Source organism: Paenibacillus sp. J22R160, assembly GCF_059692135.1.
The window spans coordinates 294,681-312,391 of record NZ_JCAUAU010000001.1 but is presented as its reverse complement, the minus strand read 5'-3'; the positions used below and the strand labels follow the sequence as shown (position 1 = coordinate 312,391).

14 protein-coding genes are annotated in these 17,711 nt (G+C 45.2%); 13 read left to right on the top strand and 1 reads right to left on the bottom strand.

What is annotated here, in order from left to right; genetic code table 11:
* Positions 1-108: 108 nt before the first annotated feature.
* The 8 genes from AC58UW_RS01235 to AC58UW_RS01200 all read left to right on the top strand — a co-directional run bounded on the left by AC58UW_RS01235 (position 109) and on the right by AC58UW_RS01200 (position 9,086).
* Positions 109-576 carry a DinB family protein gene (locus tag AC58UW_RS01235; protein WP_497418902.1) on the top strand — a complete coding sequence of 156 codons (468 nt, stop codon included), beginning with the start codon at positions 109-111 and terminating at the stop codon, positions 574-576.
* 116 nt (positions 577-692) lie between these two features.
* Positions 693-1,730, top strand: a complete 1,038-nt coding sequence (locus AC58UW_RS01230; protein ID WP_497418901.1) for an NADH:flavin oxidoreductase/NADH oxidase — start codon at positions 693-695, stop codon at positions 1,728-1,730.
* A 187-nt stretch (positions 1,731-1,917) separates the two neighbouring features.
* On the top strand, positions 1,918-3,348 hold the full coding sequence (locus tag AC58UW_RS01225; protein ID WP_497418900.1) for a PTS mannitol transporter subunit IIBC: 1,431 nt from the start codon (positions 1,918-1,920) through the stop codon (positions 3,346-3,348).
* 65 nt (positions 3,349-3,413) lie between these two features.
* On the top strand, positions 3,414-5,453 hold the full coding sequence (locus AC58UW_RS01220; RefSeq protein ID WP_497418899.1) for a BglG family transcription antiterminator: 2,040 nt from the start codon (positions 3,414-3,416) through the stop codon (positions 5,451-5,453).
* A 23-nt stretch (positions 5,454-5,476) separates the two neighbouring features.
* Positions 5,477-5,911, top strand: coding sequence for a PTS mannitol transporter subunit IIA (locus AC58UW_RS01215; protein WP_497418898.1), 435 nt, complete (start codon positions 5,477-5,479; stop codon positions 5,909-5,911).
* Entirely contained in the window at positions 5,911-7,068 is a 1,158-nt protein-coding gene (locus tag AC58UW_RS01210) for a mannitol-1-phosphate 5-dehydrogenase (protein WP_497419314.1), read from the top strand. The genes AC58UW_RS01215 and AC58UW_RS01210 overlap by 1 nt, the downstream gene beginning before the upstream one ends.
* Positions 7,069-7,098: 30 nt before the next feature.
* On the top strand, positions 7,099-8,826 hold the full coding sequence (gene ptsP, locus AC58UW_RS01205; RefSeq protein ID WP_497419313.1) for a phosphoenolpyruvate--protein phosphotransferase: 1,728 nt from the start codon (positions 7,099-7,101) through the stop codon (positions 8,824-8,826).
* Complete coding sequence (locus AC58UW_RS01200; RefSeq protein WP_497418897.1) at positions 8,823-9,086, top strand: HPr family phosphocarrier protein; 264 nt, start codon at positions 8,823-8,825, stop codon at positions 9,084-9,086. Before ptsP ends, AC58UW_RS01200 begins: the two co-directional genes overlap by 4 nt.
* A gap of 397 nt (positions 9,087-9,483) precedes the next feature.
* Here AC58UW_RS01200 and AC58UW_RS01195 read toward each other — a convergent pair whose 3' ends face one another.
* Positions 9,484-10,149: a hypothetical protein gene (locus AC58UW_RS01195; protein ID WP_497418896.1), complete on the bottom strand. Its 666-nt coding sequence runs from the start codon at positions 10,147-10,149 to the stop codon at positions 9,484-9,486.
* A 154-nt stretch (positions 10,150-10,303) separates the two neighbouring features.
* On the opposite strand from AC58UW_RS01195, the gene AC58UW_RS01190 reads away from it, so the two are divergent.
* The 5 genes from AC58UW_RS01190 (at position 10,304) to AC58UW_RS01170 (ending at position 17,686) form a co-directional block, all read left to right on the top strand.
* Positions 10,304-12,139 (top strand): cache domain-containing sensor histidine kinase, encoded by a 1,836-nt coding sequence (locus AC58UW_RS01190; RefSeq protein WP_497418895.1) that lies wholly within the window; start codon positions 10,304-10,306, stop codon positions 12,137-12,139.
* Positions 12,132-13,721, top strand: coding sequence for a response regulator (locus AC58UW_RS01185; protein ID WP_497418894.1), 1,590 nt, complete (start codon positions 12,132-12,134; stop codon positions 13,719-13,721). The genes AC58UW_RS01190 and AC58UW_RS01185 overlap by 8 nt, the downstream gene beginning before the upstream one ends.
* Positions 13,722-13,811: 90 nt before the next feature.
* Positions 13,812-14,918 carry an ABC transporter substrate-binding protein gene (locus AC58UW_RS01180; protein ID WP_497418893.1) on the top strand — a complete coding sequence of 369 codons (1,107 nt, stop codon included), beginning with the start codon at positions 13,812-13,814 and terminating at the stop codon, positions 14,916-14,918.
* A 1-nt stretch (position 14,919) separates the two neighbouring features.
* Positions 14,920-16,011: an ABC transporter ATP-binding protein gene (locus AC58UW_RS01175; protein WP_497418892.1), complete on the top strand. Its 1,092-nt coding sequence runs from the start codon at positions 14,920-14,922 to the stop codon at positions 16,009-16,011.
* Positions 16,004-17,686: an ABC transporter permease gene (locus AC58UW_RS01170; protein WP_497418891.1), complete on the top strand. Its 1,683-nt coding sequence runs from the start codon at positions 16,004-16,006 to the stop codon at positions 17,684-17,686. Before AC58UW_RS01175 ends, AC58UW_RS01170 begins: the two co-directional genes overlap by 8 nt.
* Positions 17,687-17,711: the final 25 nt, after the last annotated feature.

Sequence of the window (17,711 nt, the reverse complement as noted above, 5' to 3'; positions counted from 1 at the left end):
GCAAACGCAACGAAATGCTTAAGATGATCTATTGCATTTCGCGAACAAGTTATTTGCTGAAGTATACCGATTGAAAATACGCTCATTTAACATTAGGAGGTAATATATATGACTAACGAATTAACGAATGGACAACAAGTTTTGAAACGTTGGAAAATGCATCGCAATGCTTTACTAGAGCTTGTAGCGGCATTACCTGAAACTGGCGGGGACTGGCGCCCTTGGGATGGCGGGATGACAACACTAGAACTTGTCCATCACCTTGCTTGGACACCAGACTTCTTCTTTTCTGCTATTGAGAAACGCGAAATGAATATTCCACCTGTTCCATCGACTCTACCTGAAGCGCGGGAGCTTCTTAAGCAGCTTACGGATGAATGTGATAAGAAACTTGCATCCTATACGGAAGTAGACTTACAGCAGATTGCTACGGTTGAAGCCTTACAAGTTACGGAGCCAATCGTAGAAATTCTTCATCGCCTAATCGGGCATGAGGTGCATCACAAAGGCCAACTATTCGTATATGCCCGTATGCTTGGCGCAACACCGCCATTTTATGCAGATTTAAGTGTTTAATAGGACTCTATTCATTTTGGATATTGCAATGTCTGATGGTTATGCTACTGATTGTGGTTATAGAATTGTTGATGCCTTTGTCAAATCATTCAGAGTATCGATAGGAGGAAGAAAAAATGGATCATTTATTTACGCCATATAAGTTAAAAGGTTTGGAACTGAAAAACCGTGTCGTCATGCCGCCAATGTGCCAATACGCGGTCAAGAACAACGACGGAATCGTAAACGATTGGCACTACAATCACTATCTTAGCCGCGCAATTGGCGGCGCGGGACTTATCATCATCGAGATGACGGATATTGAGCCGGATGGCCGGATTACTGACTTTGACCTTGGGTTATGGTCCGATGAGCATATCGCTCCTTTGAAGCGAATCGTCGATGCCGTTCACCAATACGGGGCCAAAATAGGCATTCAGATTGCTCATGCTGGACGTAAAGCGGAACACGCGGAAAAGCCAGTTGCGCCATCCGCCATTCCATTTGATGAAACCGAGACGTATAAAACACCACGTGCGCTGACAACGGACGAAATCAAGCAAATGGTAGAAAAGTATCGTTTGGCTGCGGAGCGTGCAATCAAAGCTGGCGTAGATACGATTGAAATTCATGGTGCTCATGGCTACTTGATTCATCAGTTTCAGTCTTCGTATACAAACAAGCGCATGGATGAATACGGCAAAGATTTGGCATTGTTCGGCCAGCAAGTGGTTCGAGCGGTCAAAAGCGTGATGCCAGAGGATATGCCACTTATTATGCGTATTTCGGCAAGAGAGTATGTCGATGGCGGTTATGGACTTAAGGAAAGTATTGCATTTTCCCAAGTGTATAAGGAGGCGGGCGTCGACCTGTTTCATATCAGTTCCGGTGGAGAAGGTCCTATTCTAGCGCACGGAAGACCGGGCACCCATGTGGCGTACCAGGTACCTATGGCACGAGAAATTAGGAATGCGTTGAACGTACCTGTTATTGCGGTAGGACGGTTAGATGATCCGGCATTAGCCAATGCCGTGATCGGCAACGAAGAAGCGGATCTCGTAGCCGTCGGCCGCGGGATGTTAAGAAATCCTTATTGGACGCTTGAAGCTGCCAAGAAGCTTGGGAAAGAAATTGAGTACCCTGGCGTTTATGGCATGGGGTTTGGACTTAAGTAAACTAGATTCTATGGTGACAGCCGGTGATTAACCGGCTGTCTTTTGCATGCTAACGGGAAAACTTACGATGGCAGGTTTAAATGATGTCAACATCATTCATGACGAAAAGGGATTTTGATTTGATTGATCATGTAAGCGTTTTTGCATTACGATATGAACATGAAACAGACAAAGGGAGGTTATTCTATTGAGTGAGATTGCTGCACAAAAGCAAGCATCGTCCGGTGGATTCCGGGTGAAAGTGCAAAGTTTCGGTCGTTTCTTGAGCGGCATGGTGATGCCTAATATTGGGGCGTTTATCGCTTGGGGATTGATTACGGCTTTATTTATTCCGACCGGCTGGATTCCAAATGAATATTTGGCTAAGCTCGTAGGTCCAATGATAACTTATCTGCTTCCTCTCTTGATTGGGTATACAGGAGGAACGATGATTCATGGCACACGTGGTGGTGTCATCGGGGCCGTAACCACGATGGGGGTCGTCATCGGAACGGATATTCCGATGTTTATGGGAGCCATGATTGTAGGTCCCTTCGCCGCATGGGTGCTTAAGCAGTTCGATAGGTCGATTGAGGGTAAAATCAAGTCCGGTTTCGAGATGCTTGTTAACAATTTCTCCTCAGGTATCATAGGAGCCATTTTAGCAGTTCTGGCTTATACGGTTGTCGGACCTGCCGTTCAGGTAGTGAGCAAGGCACTTGCTTCCGGAGTTCAAGCGCTAGTCAATGCAGGATTGCTTCCGCTAGCGAATATTCTCATCGAACCAGGTAAGGTGCTGTTCTTGAACAACGCGATTAACCACGGTGTTCTGAGCCCAATCGCACTTGATCAAGCATCCAAAACAGGCAAGTCCATCTTATTCATGCTGGAGTCTAATCCTGGTCCAGGACTTGGTATTCTGCTTGCCTACTGGATTGTTGGACGCGGCGCAGCTAAGCTTTCCGCTCCTGGTTCTGCTATTATCCACTTTTTCGGCGGTATCCATGAAATCTATTTCCCATACATCCTAATGAATCCGCGTCTTATTCTAGCAGTGATTGCAGGTGGTGTGACAGGTACGTTCACATTCTCTCTTTTCAATGCAGGTCTGGTTGCCCCTCCTTCACCTGGAAGCATTTTTGCTTACATCGCAATGGCTCCAAAAGGCGGTATGCTGCCGATTTTCACCGGCGTAATTACCTCTACAATTGTCTCTTTCGCGGTAGGTGCCCTATTGTTGAAAACAACGAAGCAAACGGAAAGCGAAGATTTGGAACAGGCTGCAGCAAGAATGAAAGAAATGAAGCAAGCCCCAGCTGCTGCGGCAGCAGAGCAGTTGGATGTTCCTGTAACTAAGCCTGTAAACCAAGTACAGAAAATCGTCTTCTCCTGCGATGCTGGGATGGGATCAAGCGCAATGGGAGCTTCTATTTTAAGAAAGAAAATGAAAGAAGCTGCTATCCATATCACCGTCGTCAATACGGCAATTAATGATATCCCATCCGATGCTGATATCGTGATTACGCATAAATCCTTAACGGATCGTGCACGAAATAAAGCACCGCAAGCTGAGCATATTTCCATTGATAATTTCATGAAAAGCCCGGAATATGATGAGCTTGTGAAACGATTGGGCTAAATATAGGTATCTAACGCTGGCATCTTGCCGGCGTTATCTCCATTTTGTTCGTGAGGAGAATAATCATGAGCCTCTCAAACAGGCATCGGCAAATCCTTGAGCTGTTAATGAATCAAATGGATGACATTACAGCGGGAGAGATTGCTGCTGAGATCAATGTAAGCACTAGAACAGTTCATAGAGAACTGTCTGAGTTAGAGACTATTTTGGCGAAATACGGTATAGAGCTGCGCAAGAAATCGGGAAAAGGCATTCAGCTCCTAGCGGGGCCGGAGAAAATAGAGGCTTTGAGGCATCTGTTAGATGGCAGGGTGGATGTGGAGTATTCGGCTGAGGAACGAAGGATGCTGCTGCTGTGCCTACTGCTTCAGGAGGAGGAGCCCGTTAAGCTCTTCACGTTGTCGCATGATTTAGCCGTAACGATTCCGACGATCACCAATGATCTTGATGAGTTAGATAGCTGGGCCAAAAGGTCTAATCTCATCCTCGTTCGCAAAAGAGGCTATGGCGTTGAGTTGAGCGGCACTGAGGCTAATAAGCGCAGGATGATCTTACGTCTAGCGAAGAACGGGCTTGATGAGTCTGATCTCTTTGGAAAAAGTGAGAACCAGCACTCGCCGTTAGCGCAAAAGCTGCTGAAGCTTATAGGAAAAGAGAATTTCACAAAAGTGGAAGAAGCGCTTTGGCTTGCTGAAGATGAAGGCTTGAGTGACATAACGGAGGAGGAGTATACTAATTTACTCATTTCCCTCTCGATTACGGTTGCCAGAATTCAGATGGGCAGACAGATCGAGGTGAATAGTGACCATCACTTGACTCGTCCAAGCCAACTGCTTACCCATACGATTGACCACTTGAGCCAAGTCATCCCAATCCAGTTAATTGCAGCTGAAATTTCGTATATTGCTGAGCTGCTGGAGCCAACTTCTGCGGCTCATTCCAATCTGCTGCTGCCGATAGATGAGTTGAGCTACATGGAAATAGTCTGGAAGCTAATTCGCAGAATGGAACAAAGTCTAGGCGTGCCGTTCAGCGACGATCGTTCCTTGAAAGAAGGACTGCTGAGTCATCTGGAGTCGGCGATTAAACGGCTATTGGCGGGAGCAACGATTCGCAATCCGCTTTTGACACAAATTAAAAAAGATTATGAAGTGCTGTTCGAAGCCATTCGCGAAGCCGTCGATTTGACAATCAGTGAAATTGCCATACCGGACGAAGAAATCGGGTTCCTGGTTATGCATTTCGGTGCTTCTATCGAGAGGCAGAAACAATTTAAGCGGAATGTGAGAGCGATTCTGGTCTGCACAAGCGGTATAGGCACTTCCAAAATGCTGGCTGTGCGCCTAACGAAGGAACTCCCTCAAATTCATATTATTGGCAATGCCTCCTGGTTTGAAGCTGCGCGTATTCCTGAGAAGGACTACGATTTAATTATATCGACGGTGGATCTGCCGCTCCCTTCAGAACAATACATGAAGCTCAGCCCGTTATTGACGAAAGATGAGGCAGAGCGGTTAAGGCTTTTTATTCAAAATGTAACTTTGCAAAAAGCGTCTGGTGATTCTGTCCACATGCAGCCGGAAGCAGGATCTAGAGATCGATTGCATCGTACTCAATTCTATATTAATGAAATTATTAGTATCATTGATCAATTCATGGTGTATCACATCGAGCAAAGTTACGAAGACTTGGAAGACGCCTTGCAGGATATATGCAGCTATGTGAGTAGATCCGGTGTCATTGAGGATGTAAAACCTATCGTCGATCTTCTGCTTGCGAGGGAGAAGTTGAGCAGTCAGGTGATTCCTGACACGGGTCTTGCACTCTTTCATATACGAAGTGAGCAGGTTAAAAAGCCTTCCTTCACCTTGTTTCGATTAGCGGAGGATTTGCCGTTAGAAAGCGGAAAAAAATCGGGTGTGAGACAAATGCTGCTTATGCTCGGTCCTCAGGAGCTTTCGAAAGAGAGCTTGGAAGTGCTAAGTGAAATAAGCTCTTTCCTGCTCATCCCTGAAATGATCGAACTGTTGAAGTTGGGCAGCCAGTCAGAGATTAAGCGTTTTTTATCGCAAGAGTTAGCAGCTTTTCTAGAGAGTAAAAAATAATCGGATATGGGGAGAGACCTACGATGAGTATCTTATCAACTAATAAAGTAAAGCTGAATGCCAAACCCAAAGACAAATTCGAGGCTATTCGAATGGCGGGCCAATTGCTAGTAGATGCAGGTCATGCTTCGGCCGCTTATATCGATAAAATGATCGAAAGAGAGATGACATTATCCACCTTCATGGGCAATGGTTTGGCAATTCCACACGGCACGCAGGACTCCAAATCATTGATACTTTCAACGGGGCTGTCTATTGTTCAAATTCCAGACGGCGTGGACTTCGGCGATGGAGAGACGGCCAACTTGGTGATTGGGATTGCAGCAGCGGGGAGTGATCATCTTGACATTTTGACCAATGTAGCGATGATCTGCTCGGAAGATGAGAACATCGAGCAGATTATGCAAGCTTCAACACCAGAAGATATGGTGAAGATTTTCGAAAGCGGGATGGAATGATGAAGGCTGTGCATTTTGGAGCTGGAAACATTGGAAGAGGCTTCATAGGTTTGCTTTTGTCACAAGCCGGATATGAAGTTATTTTCTCAGATGTTAATGATACCTTGGTCGAGCAACTGCAGGAAAGAAAATCGTACACGGTGCGTTTGGCGAATGAAGCGCAAGAGACCTTCACGGTTGCTGGTGTTACAGCTATCAACGGCAAGAATCTAGAAGCAGTGGCTGAAGCAGTGGGAGAGGCCGATCTAGTGACAACCGCGGTAGGTGTCAATATCCTGAAGCATATTGCAGGCGGAATCGCCAAAGGGATCGAGCTAAGAATTGCGAGGGGAGCCGCGCCGCTGCACATCATCGCGTGTGAGAATGCGATTGGCGGAAGCTCGCAGCTCAAAGAACACGTTTATGCTTTGTTAAGTGAAGAGCTGCGTACGAAAGCAGATGCTGTCGTTGCATTTCCCGATGCTGCTGTGGATCGAATCGTTCCGATTCAGCATAACGAGGACCCGCTTCAAGTGACTGTGGAGCCTTTCTATGAGTGGGTTGTTGATGAGTCTCAAATGCTGGAAGGCTTCTCTCGCATTGCTGGGGTTCATTATGTCAAGACGCTAGAGCCTTACATTGAGCGTAAGCTGTTTACCGTAAATACAGGACACTGCAGCGCTGCCTATCTGGGATATCTTCAAGGCTATGCGACGATTCAAGAGGCGATGGCTAATCCGCAAATTACTTCATTAGTAAGGCATGTTATGCATGAGACGGGTTCTATTCTGATCAAGAAGCATGACTTCGAGTTAGCACAGCACGAGATTTATATGGATAAAATACTGCAAAGATTCACGAACCCACATTTGATTGATGATGCAGCGCGTGTAGGAAGATCGCCGATTCGTAAATTATCTGTGAATGACCGGCTGGTCAGACCCGCTTTACAAGGGTATGATCTAGGAATGACCCCTACGTATCTGACCATGGTCATGGCTGCTGCCTTCTTATTTCAAGAGCCTTCAGATCCCGAGGCCGCCCAAATTCAAGCCGATTTGCGTGCTATTGGCCTTGCTCAAACGATTACCAAGTACACGACTATTGGTGAAGAGCACCCTATTCATCAGCTGATTCTAACGCATTACGAACAATTCAAACAAACCGTTGTTTCTTAAAGAAAGGGGAGTTTCCTCATGGCGAACATGATGACTGAACGTCTAACCGGCATAGCTGCTTCCCCCGGCATTGCGCTGGCCAAAGCTTTTCGATTGAATAAGGAGCATTACGTGCCCGTGGCTGAGGAAGTGGCCGACAAGGATCAGGAGATCCTTCGTTTTAGGAAAGCTGTGGAAGAAACCAAGCAAGAATTAGAAGAGATTAAAGAGTTGACTGAGCAGCGAATGGGTGCGGCCAAAGCGGAAATCTTCGAGGCACACTTGATGCTTCTTGAAGATCCTGATTATATAGATGCCATCATTGAAAGTATAAACGATGAAAGCATGAATGCTGAATTTAAGCTACATGAAGTGGCAAGCAGCTTTATTGAAGTGCTCAGCGCGATGGATAATGAGCTGCTTAGGGAGCGTGCGGCAGATGTTCGTGACGTTACCGGACGTATGATGAGCAAGCTTCGAGGAGTATCCTATGCAGCGATTTCGGCTATTAATGAGCCGTGCATACTGATCGCAGATGATTTGACGCCTTCCGATACAGCGCAATTAAATCTTGACTATGTGCTTGGCTTTGTTACAGAGGTTGGTAGTCGTACTTCTCATTCTGCAATTATGGCCAGGTCCCTGGAAGTGCCTGCAGTCGTTGGTGCAGGTGAAGGAGCAAAAGACATCGTGACAGGTACGATGCTCATACTAGATGCGGTTGAGGGTACTGTGTTCATCGCGCCAAGTGATCAAGAGGTTGAAACTTATCAGGCGCGTAAAGCATTGTATGACGAGAGAAGAGCCCAGCTGCGCAAGCTCATCAATGAGCCGACTCTCTCTGCGGATGATCATCGTGTAGAGCTGGCTGCCAACATTGGCAGTGTGGAAGATTTGCAAAAAGTTCTTGCCAACGGAGCGGAAGGGATCGGCTTATTCCGAACCGAGTTCCTCTATATGGGACGCAGCGCGCTGCCTAGTGAAGAAGAGCAGTTTCAGATCTATAAACATGTTCTGGAGCGAATGAACAACAAGCCTGTCGTCATCCGCACCCTTGATATTGGCGGAGACAAAGAACTGCCATACATGAAGCTTCCGATAGAAAGCAATCCATTTCTTGGCTTACGTGCGGTACGATTATGTTTGAGCCAGGAGGACCTGTTTCGTACGCAGCTTAGAGCACTTCTAAGAGCAAGCAGCTATGGGCAATTGAAAATCATGTTTCCTATGATTGCTGTCATGGATGAGCTGCTTGCCGCCAAGCAATTGCTGCAGGAAGAGAAAGAGAAGCTTATTCAAGAAGGAATTCCTGTGTCCCCTAACATTGAAGTAGGGATTATGATTGAAGTGCCGGCTGCTGCCATTGCAGCGGATTTTTTAGCGAAAGAGGCAGATTTCTTTAGCATTGGTACCAATGACCTCATTCAATATACGATGGCTGCGGATCGGATGAATGAAACAGTTTCCTACTTATATCAACCTTGTCATCCATCCATTCTTCGCTTAATCCAAATGGTCATCCAAGCTGCGGGCAAGGAAGGCAAATGGGTAGGCATGTGTGGAGAAATGGCTGGAGATGAGCACGCGATTCCGATTCTACTGGGCATGGGACTTCATGAATTCAGCATGAGTGCCAGCTCGATTTTACCTGCCAGAGCTTTAATTAAAAGGACCTCTCAAAAAGAATGGGCTGGTTATACGCAGCAAATTCTAGCGATGAGCACCCAAGATCAAATCAAACAGTTTGTAGAACAGAAGACAAGGAGTGATTTAACATGATATCTCAAACCTTTACGATCTTGAATCCATCAGGCTTTCATGCCCGTCCGACCAAAGTGTTCGTTCAAAAGGTAGGTACGTTTCCTTGCAAAGTAAACGTCATTAAAGGGGATAAGAAGGTCAACGGCAAGAGCTCGTTAAGTATGCTGACACTTGGCATTCAACAGAATGATAAAGTGACATTAGAAGTGGATGGAGAGCAAGAAGAGCAGGCGATGCAAGACCTTGGAGAATTGCTGACGCGTATATTTGAGGAATAGGAATCGGTAGATAATGATAATAAAAAAGAGGAGGCTGTCCCGAAAGTCATTTAATGACCGAGGGAAAGTATGTTTTTACCTTTTGGGAGCGCCTCTTTAGATTAACGGGATATACTACCGCTAAATAGTTGAATAACACACTAGAGGCATGAATAAATGGAATTTCTCCTGCTAATGCGGATGATTGAGCTCGGAAACAGGGTTAAAGGAGAGAAGTAACGGTAATTTTTCCAGTTATTAGGTATATCTGACGGGGAGTTACTTGAAATACAGGGAGTTTTTCCAGCTATTCGATACGGCTCCATATAAAAAGAGGCTATCCCAAGTCATCCAATGACCGAGGGAGGCTTCTTTTTTAAACCTTGTGGGACAGCCTCTTCTTTCTTGTTGTTACGTACTACGCAACAGTTACTAGCAATGTCCATCCACCGGCGATTAAAGCGTCAGATATTTGATTTACATCATCAATTGTATATAAAGACCAAGTACCGTTCGGATTTGTACCATTAAACACATTGAACAAAGCGCCATATGGCGGTATAGGTGCTGGCAGAGGAAACGTGATGGTTGGCGGATAAACGCTTGGTTGATAAACACCTGTCACCAGTGGTCCCGCGTCAGGGATTTTGCCAGCTGCACTATCATCAAATGTGATTGTTTGGTTAGTAACCGCTGCGTCACCTCCAGCGCTAGCCATTAGATATACGGACTGACCTCCTGGCCCAACAAGCAAAATATCTTGTTCTTCAGGACGAAGGGAATTATATGCATGAAGGATAACACTTACTTTAATTATAGTACCAGGTAAGCCGGATACATTAATCGTAGAAGGATACGGAATACCTTGGCTAGCAGTTGGGATTGGAAGTGGCGTGAAGTTAGAAAAGGTAGCAGTTGCGGGATTTCCGCTCCCTTGAACACTTAGATTTATATTCTGGTTTTGAACAGGATTGCCTACATTAGAAAGTAGGTTCCCTTGACCCTGACCCTGAGCTTGTGCTTGTCCAGTCAATGATCGCTGTAATGCAAAAATGCTTCGTGTGATGCCGTTAATATTAACCATTTATTCACTCCTTCGAATTTTTTGTCTTGCCTTAGCATTATATGAATTTTAATTTAATAGATTGGATTATATTGCTAGAGTTGCATGGAATTTATTATAAATTGAATGTAAATTCAGCTCCTCGAATATCATCTTATGCTAAAATGGGGTCTCAATGGGAAGATTATGGGCACACAAAGGAAGCAGGAATGGAAGAGTGCTAAATAAATTTATCGTAAGCATTGCTGGAATGGATCTCAAAAGAAAGCTGATTATTCTGTTCATGATCATCTCTGTGATCCCTCTTACTGCGCTTGGATTACTGTCCTACAATCACGCATCTCATACCGTTCAGCAGAAGGTCTATCAGACAATCCTCGAAAGTCTTTCGCAAATCACGTTCAGCATCAATTATGTTATTAGCGATGTGGAGCAGCTATCTATGTATATATACAGCAATAGCGATGTTCAGCAAGTACTGTCCGTTGACGGAGAAGAGCGGAATGTAGCCGACAGATACAGGGACGAGCAGCGGATCAAAACGATTCTGGAATCCTTAATTGGCTTCAAAAATTGGGACATCGAGATTTATATACTGGGAGCAAACGGCGAGCGCTTTTTTACAGGAGATGTGCTGCCTAAGCAATATGGGCAATATGACCCGGACTGGGGCTTGTTTCGCAAAGCACAGCTTGCAGGTGGGAATACGGTATGGGATACCCATTACACGTTGAAAAAGTTGTATGATTTCGGGACAGCACTTAGCACAGGACGCTTGTTGAAGAATATAGAAACAAATGAAACCCTTGGATATTTGGTTATTGATATTATGGAATCTGCTTTCGTAGATAAGTATGCCAAGGCGCATTTATTCCCAGGTGGAGAAATTTTCATGCTGGACAAGTTCGGCAACGTGATTTCCAGCAGGCCAAAGCATCAGATTGGGACGAAGCTGCAGGTTGATTATTTACCACAGGTGCTGGAAGGGACAAAAGGATATTTTCAAACAACAGACCCGAATGGTGAACGTAAGATGATCATTTATGACACGTCGGAAGTGACTGGCTTCAAGATGGTGAGCGTTATTCCGGTGAAAGAGGTCATTAAAGAAAGTGAGAGTATACGAATACTGACCTTCGGCGTTCTGTTAATCGGCATCATAGCTGCTTATTGGTTTGCTAATGTAGTTTCCAATCAAATTACTGACCCTTTGCGCAAATTGCGGCTGCTGATGAGGAGAGTTGAAAAAGGAGATATGAATGTCTCTTTTCCTTCCAAATATACAGATGAGGTAGGTCAATTGGGCCAAAGCTTTAACCGGATGGTTGAAGAGATCAAATATTTAATCAAGGAAAACTATGAGAAGCAATTGCAGCTTCGTGATGCAGAATTAAAAGCCATCCAAGCGCAGATAAACCCTCATTTCCTATACAATACGCTTGATTCCATCAACTGGATGGCGAGGATTCACCAAATTGATGAGATAAGCGATACGGTAATATCACTCGGTGAGCTATTTCGCTACAGTATTCGCAAAGGCAATCAGGTAATTACCATTCGTGAGGATATCAAACAGATTCAACATTACTTATCGATTCAAAAGCTGAGGTTTAGGGATAAATTACAACTTGTCATAGAGATCGATGAGGCCATAATGCCGCTGTATACCCTTAAGTTGTTGATTCAGCCAATCGTGGAAAATGCCATCATTCACGGACTAGAGAATAAAAAGGGGCCAGGCACGCTGCGCATCGCAGGTAACTTAATGGAGGATAAGGTTCAATTTCTCATCGAGGATGATGGAATTGGATTTTTGCCATATCCCCTTTTACAGGAAAGAATTACAAAGAACAATGACAATACGGGGATTGGTTTGGAAAATGTGCATAAGCGATTAAAGCTCCAATTTGGCGATGATGCATCGCTTACGATAACAAGTGAGCTGGGTCAAGGGACTACGGCCATCATTAGAATACCTCAAATTAAGCACGAGGGTGATGTAGATGTATAAAGTGATGATCATTGATGATGAGTGGATTGTGCGTGAAGGCTTGAAGCGGACGATTCCTTGGCAAGAGATGGAATGTGTGATTATAGCGGATGCTGCTGACAGTGAGGAAGCGCTTAAGCTAATTGAAGAGCTTCGGCCTGATATTGTCTTGTCGGATATTCGGATGCCGGGTATGGATGGGCTAGAGCTTGTGGAAGTCATTAACCACAAATATCCGGATATCCAGGCGATTTTTCTAACAGGATTTGACGACTTTACCTTCGCCCAGCAGGCTCTTAAGCTTGGAGCCAGCGATATCCTCTTAAAGCCTTCCAATCCGGTGGAAATACGCCGAGCCTTTCGTGAAACCACGCTCAAACTTGCAGCTAAACGACAGCAAGCAGCCTATCTGCAGAATCTGGAGAGCATGAAAAAAACAAGCCAGCCCTTCATTCTGGAAAAGGTTATTCACAATCTATTTTATGATAAAGCTGGCGCAGATGATTTGAATTTGCTGTATGAGCATCTGCAAGGAAACTTGGAGTCATTCCATGCATTTCGAGTGGCGATCATCGCGTATCGGCAGAGTGAGAGTGCCACAGCCGCTGGACATAGCACGGGCAGTCTTCTTGAATTATCCGCTATCGGTGCTCTTCTCGCGGGCTACTCCTTCATCATGCCTGTGCAGGTGGGAGCGGGCAGTTATGCGCTGCTGCTCATTGAAGCTGCCGATAAGAAATGGGAAACGGAGCTGCGGCAATTAATAGGGTCAAAGCACGAACAGAATGTGACCGTCAGCGTCAGTCAAATTCACCATGGTCTGCTTACCATAGGACAGGCTTATGAGGAAGCTCGTCTAGCTCAGCTTTATCAGGTAGTGCATAGGCAATCCGTGCTCATCCACTATGCATCCATAGCAGTTGAAGCCAACTCCTTCTTAGGCTGGGATGATGCTGAGCTCGTGGAAGCTGTTAAATGGGGTTCGGCTGAGGACTTGAAGGAATCGCTGGAAGCTTTGTACAAGGGTTTGTTATGGCAATTCGAGTCCAAGAGTCTTGGACAGCAGCAGATTGGCGTTCAGCTTGCCTTTGGCGTATATAACCTCTTAACACGGCATTTTCCAAATACGAGTGGACTGCCCGAGATGAAGCAATTTCTTGAAAACATAAGTAACAGACCTTCCATGGAGCTTCTTATGGATTGGTTAGAGCAAATGGCTAGTGAGGTGCAGCGGAATTATTTGGCTAGCAAACATCGGAATAAGAGTGAACTCGATGAAATCCTGGACTATATACACGAGCACTTTACAGAAGATCTTGTCATGTACGAATTTGCGCTCCAACTGCATATGAGTGAAAGCAAATTTAGCAAGGTTTTTAAGAAAAAGGTTGGGAAAAGCTTTATGGATTATATCATTGAATTACGCATTAACAAGGCCAAAGAGCTGCTAAGGGAGCCTGAAGTGAGAATCGGCGAGATTGCGGCGATGGTCGGCTATCAGGATTCACGTTATTTCAGCCAAATGTTCAAAAGAGCGACAGGAGAACCACAAAAAAGCTTTCGCGAGAAGTTACAAAAGCTTAATAATTCGACAGAAATTTAGCGTACAAATCAGAATCGTTACCACATTGTTACCCACCTCCAATCGCTCTATAGTTAGCATGTACCTACAAAAACAGGAGGCAAGGCATAGATGAAAAGATTTAAAGTGATAGGCGTGTCGATGGTAGTAACAATGAGTTTGATGTTGACAGCATGCGGAGCGGCTACGGGTAAAAGCGGAGCGCCAACTGATAGTGTGAAGGCAGCAGCTAGTCCATCGGCTGAACCGAAGGCAGCAGGAACGGCTTCCGGCGAGCCAGCCAAATTGAGCGGCAAAGTGGTTGTTTATTCGCCAAACACGGCGGACATTAATAACCCGATTGTTAAAGAATTCCAAGATTTCACAGGTGTGCAGGTAGAGCTCATTTCCGGAGGCACAGGAGAGCTGTTGAAAAGAGTTGAAGCTGAAAAAGCGAACCCATTGGGCGATGTATTCTTTGGAGGCGATACCGCATCGCTGAAATCTTACGCGGGTTATTTCCAAGCATACGAAACCAAGGAAAAGTCGAATCTTTCACCGGCATACCTAAGTCCTGATAATCTGTATACCCCGTTTACAGTTCTTCCCATGGTCATCATGTATAACAAGGATCTTGTCACAGAAGCCGATAAGCCGAAAAGCTGGAATGATTTGCTCGATGCCAAATGGAAAGGCAAAATGGCCTTCGCAGATCCTGCGAAATCAAGTTCTTCCTTTACGCAATTGGCAACGATGCTTACGGCTTTTGGCAAAGACAACAATCAGGGCTGGGATTATGTTAAGAAATTCGTGAAGAATTTGGATGGGAAATTACTATCAAGCTCTGGTCTTGTTTATAAAGGCGTCGGAGATAAAGAATTTGCTATCGGCGTTACGCTTGAAGAGGCTGCACTTCGTTATGTTGAAGGTGGAGCTCCTGTAGGAATTGTTTATCCATCCGAAGGCACGGTTGCTACACCTGACGGTATGGCGATTATAAAAGGGGCCAAAAATCAGGCAAACGCGCAAGCCTTTATTGATTTTGCAGCAGGCAAGAGTGTACAAAATTTGCTGCAGAAAGAATTTTTGCGTAGATCGGTAAGAAAAGATGCAAGTAACATTCAAGGTCTGCCTACGCTCGATGCTATTAAAAAAGTAGACTATGATTACGAATGGGTTTCACAAAATAAAAAAACGATCAGTGACCGGTTCATGAAGATTGTGACAGGTCAAGAGTAAGATGAACATAGGCTTTGAGCAAGTAACTAAGCTTTTTGGCAGCGCAGTTGCCGTGAATCAAATCGACTTTACGATTAAGGATGGAGAATTCTTTACGCTGCTTGGACCAAGCGGGTGCGGTAAAACGACGCTGCTGCGCATCATTGCTGGCTTTTATCGTCAGGATCAAGGCAATTTGTATTTTGGCTCACGGTTAATGAATGAAGTGCCAACGCATCAACGCAATATTGGGATGGTCTTCCAGAATTATGCGATTTTTCCGCATATGTCCGTTTTTGATAACGTGGCCTACGGTCTCAAAGCACGCAAAGTGAGAAAACCTTTGATCGAACAAAAGGTTATGGAAGCCTTGGAAATGGTGGAGCTTCAGCACCTGAGAGACCGTTCACCATCGGAGATGAGCGGGGGACAGCAGCAGCGGATTGCCTTAGCGCGAGCGGTTGTTATCGAGCCAGGATTGCTGCTGATGGACGAGCCTCTCTCCAATTTAGATGCCAAACTAAGAATCAAGATGAGAGCAGATATCCGCGCTTTGCAAAAGAAGCTAAAGATTACGACCATTTATGTGACCCATGATCAAGAGGAAGCGTTGGCGGTTTCTGATCGAATAGCTGTGATGAGCGCGGGTACTGTACAGCAAATCGGTAGTCCGCAAGACATATATTTGTATCCAGTGAATCGTACCGTTGCTCATTTCATTGGTACTTCTAATTTCGTCGAAGCTGTTGTCAACGAATATGACGCTATTACGGGTTTAGCAACAATCCTGCTTGGCACAATCACACTGAAGCTGAAACTAATGCGTAATTATGTAGGCAAAATATTGTTCTCTATCCGACCGGAAAGATTAATGATTGTTAAAGAGCGCCAGCATCCCCTGCAGCTTCCTGGGGTAGTGGAGCAAGTGACATTCCTAGGCGGGAAAATTCAATATGGCATCCGCAGTGCAGGCGACCAACTCTTTGAAGTGGATCATCAGCTGACAGAAACAAGAGAATTACTAGAGCAAGAGCAGCATGTGTATCTAGATCTTCAACTGGATCGGGCCATCGTTTTTGATGGTCAAGGACAGGAGGTTCTATATCGTGCCTGACCAACCTCGACAACCGAAAGCCCTTCGACGCTTGCTGCCGAAGAAGCTGGATGTATGGACGGTCGTAACCATGGTTATGTTTTTGTTTCTGTTGGGATTCGTCGTATATCCATTGGTAACTCTGCTGATGAACAGCTTCTTCAATGAAGCGGGACAGGTTACGCTGCGCAATTATGCGAATTTTATGAAGCTGAAGTATTACTATATTGCTTTGTTTAACAGCTTCAAGGTATCCTTTTTCGCAACATTGTTCGCTGTTCTAATCGGTGTGCCCCTAGCTTATCTGACGACAAGGTTCAACATTCGCTTCAAAGGAACTTTGAATATCTTGATTATCCTTTCGCTGATGTCGCCTCCCTTTATTGGGGCATATGCCTGGATCTTGCTCTTGGGGAACAACGGTTTCATTACAAGGTTTCTCAATATGATCGGTGTGCCGTTTGAATCCATTTATGGGTGGCAAGGAATCGTATTCGTGTTCGCGATGCAGTTTTATCCACATATTTATCTCTATGTTTCTGGCGCGCTCAAAACGATTGATTCCTCCCTGGAAGAGGCGGCGGATAGCTTGGGTATGTCAGCCTGGCAAAGGGTCATCACGGTGACCATGCCGTTAGTGCTTCCATCGCTATCTGCGGGAACCCTGCTTGTGTTTATGGAGTCATTTGCGGATTTTGGTACACCTATGCTGCTCGGACAAGGCTTTAAGCTGATGCCGGTGCTGGCTTATGAGCAGTTCGTTAATGAAATGGGGGGCAATCTATCCATGGCTAGCACGGTTAGTGCGGTCATGCTAATGTGTTCAACTCTTGTGCTATTCATCCAGAGATTTATATCTTCCCGTCATAATTACGCAACCTCGGGCATGCGGGTGGCAAAGGTTAAGCAGCTTCCGCTTTCCATGGGGTGGTTTCTGACAGTTCTAGCTTTTATACCTGTGAGCATATCCATTTTGCCGCAATTGACGGTAATTATATCCTCATTCTTGAAGAGGAAGGGACCCGTGTTCCACAGTGGCTTCAGCCTCGATAGCTATGCGCAGATTGTCTACAAAGTACCGAAGGCGATTATGAATACCTTCAGTTTCTCGCTCATTGCCATGGCGATTATGATCGTAATGGGGATTTTGGTCGCCTATGTATTGGTTAGGAGGCCTTCTAAGGTTACGGGACTGTTGGATTCAATTATCATGCTTCCTTATATTATTCCAGGCACTGTGCTGGGCATCAGTCTTATTATTGTATTCAACAAACCGCCTGTGATATTAACCGGGACGTGGGTTATCCTGGTGATTGCTTACGTGGTGCGTAAGATTTCATACACGATTCGTTCCAGCGTGGGCATTCTGCAGCAATTGGAGCGCAGTGTCGAGGAGGCATCCATCAGTCTAGGAGTTCCTCCAATGAAAACTTTTTTCAAAACAACGGCAAGAATGATGATCCCCGGTGTCATGTCAGGTGCAATTATTAGCTGGGTGGCTGTTATTAATGAACTAAGTACAACCATTGTTCTGTACCATGGAGCGACTGCGACCATATCAATCAGCATTTATACGGAAGTATTCAGCTCTAATTACGGTGCAGGCGCAGCACTCGCGACCCTCTTATCGGCATGCACCTTGCTATCGCTGATTCTCGCCAAACAGTTTTCTAAAGGCTCCAAATTTATTTTGTAAAAACGGCTATTTAGCGGTATCAAAG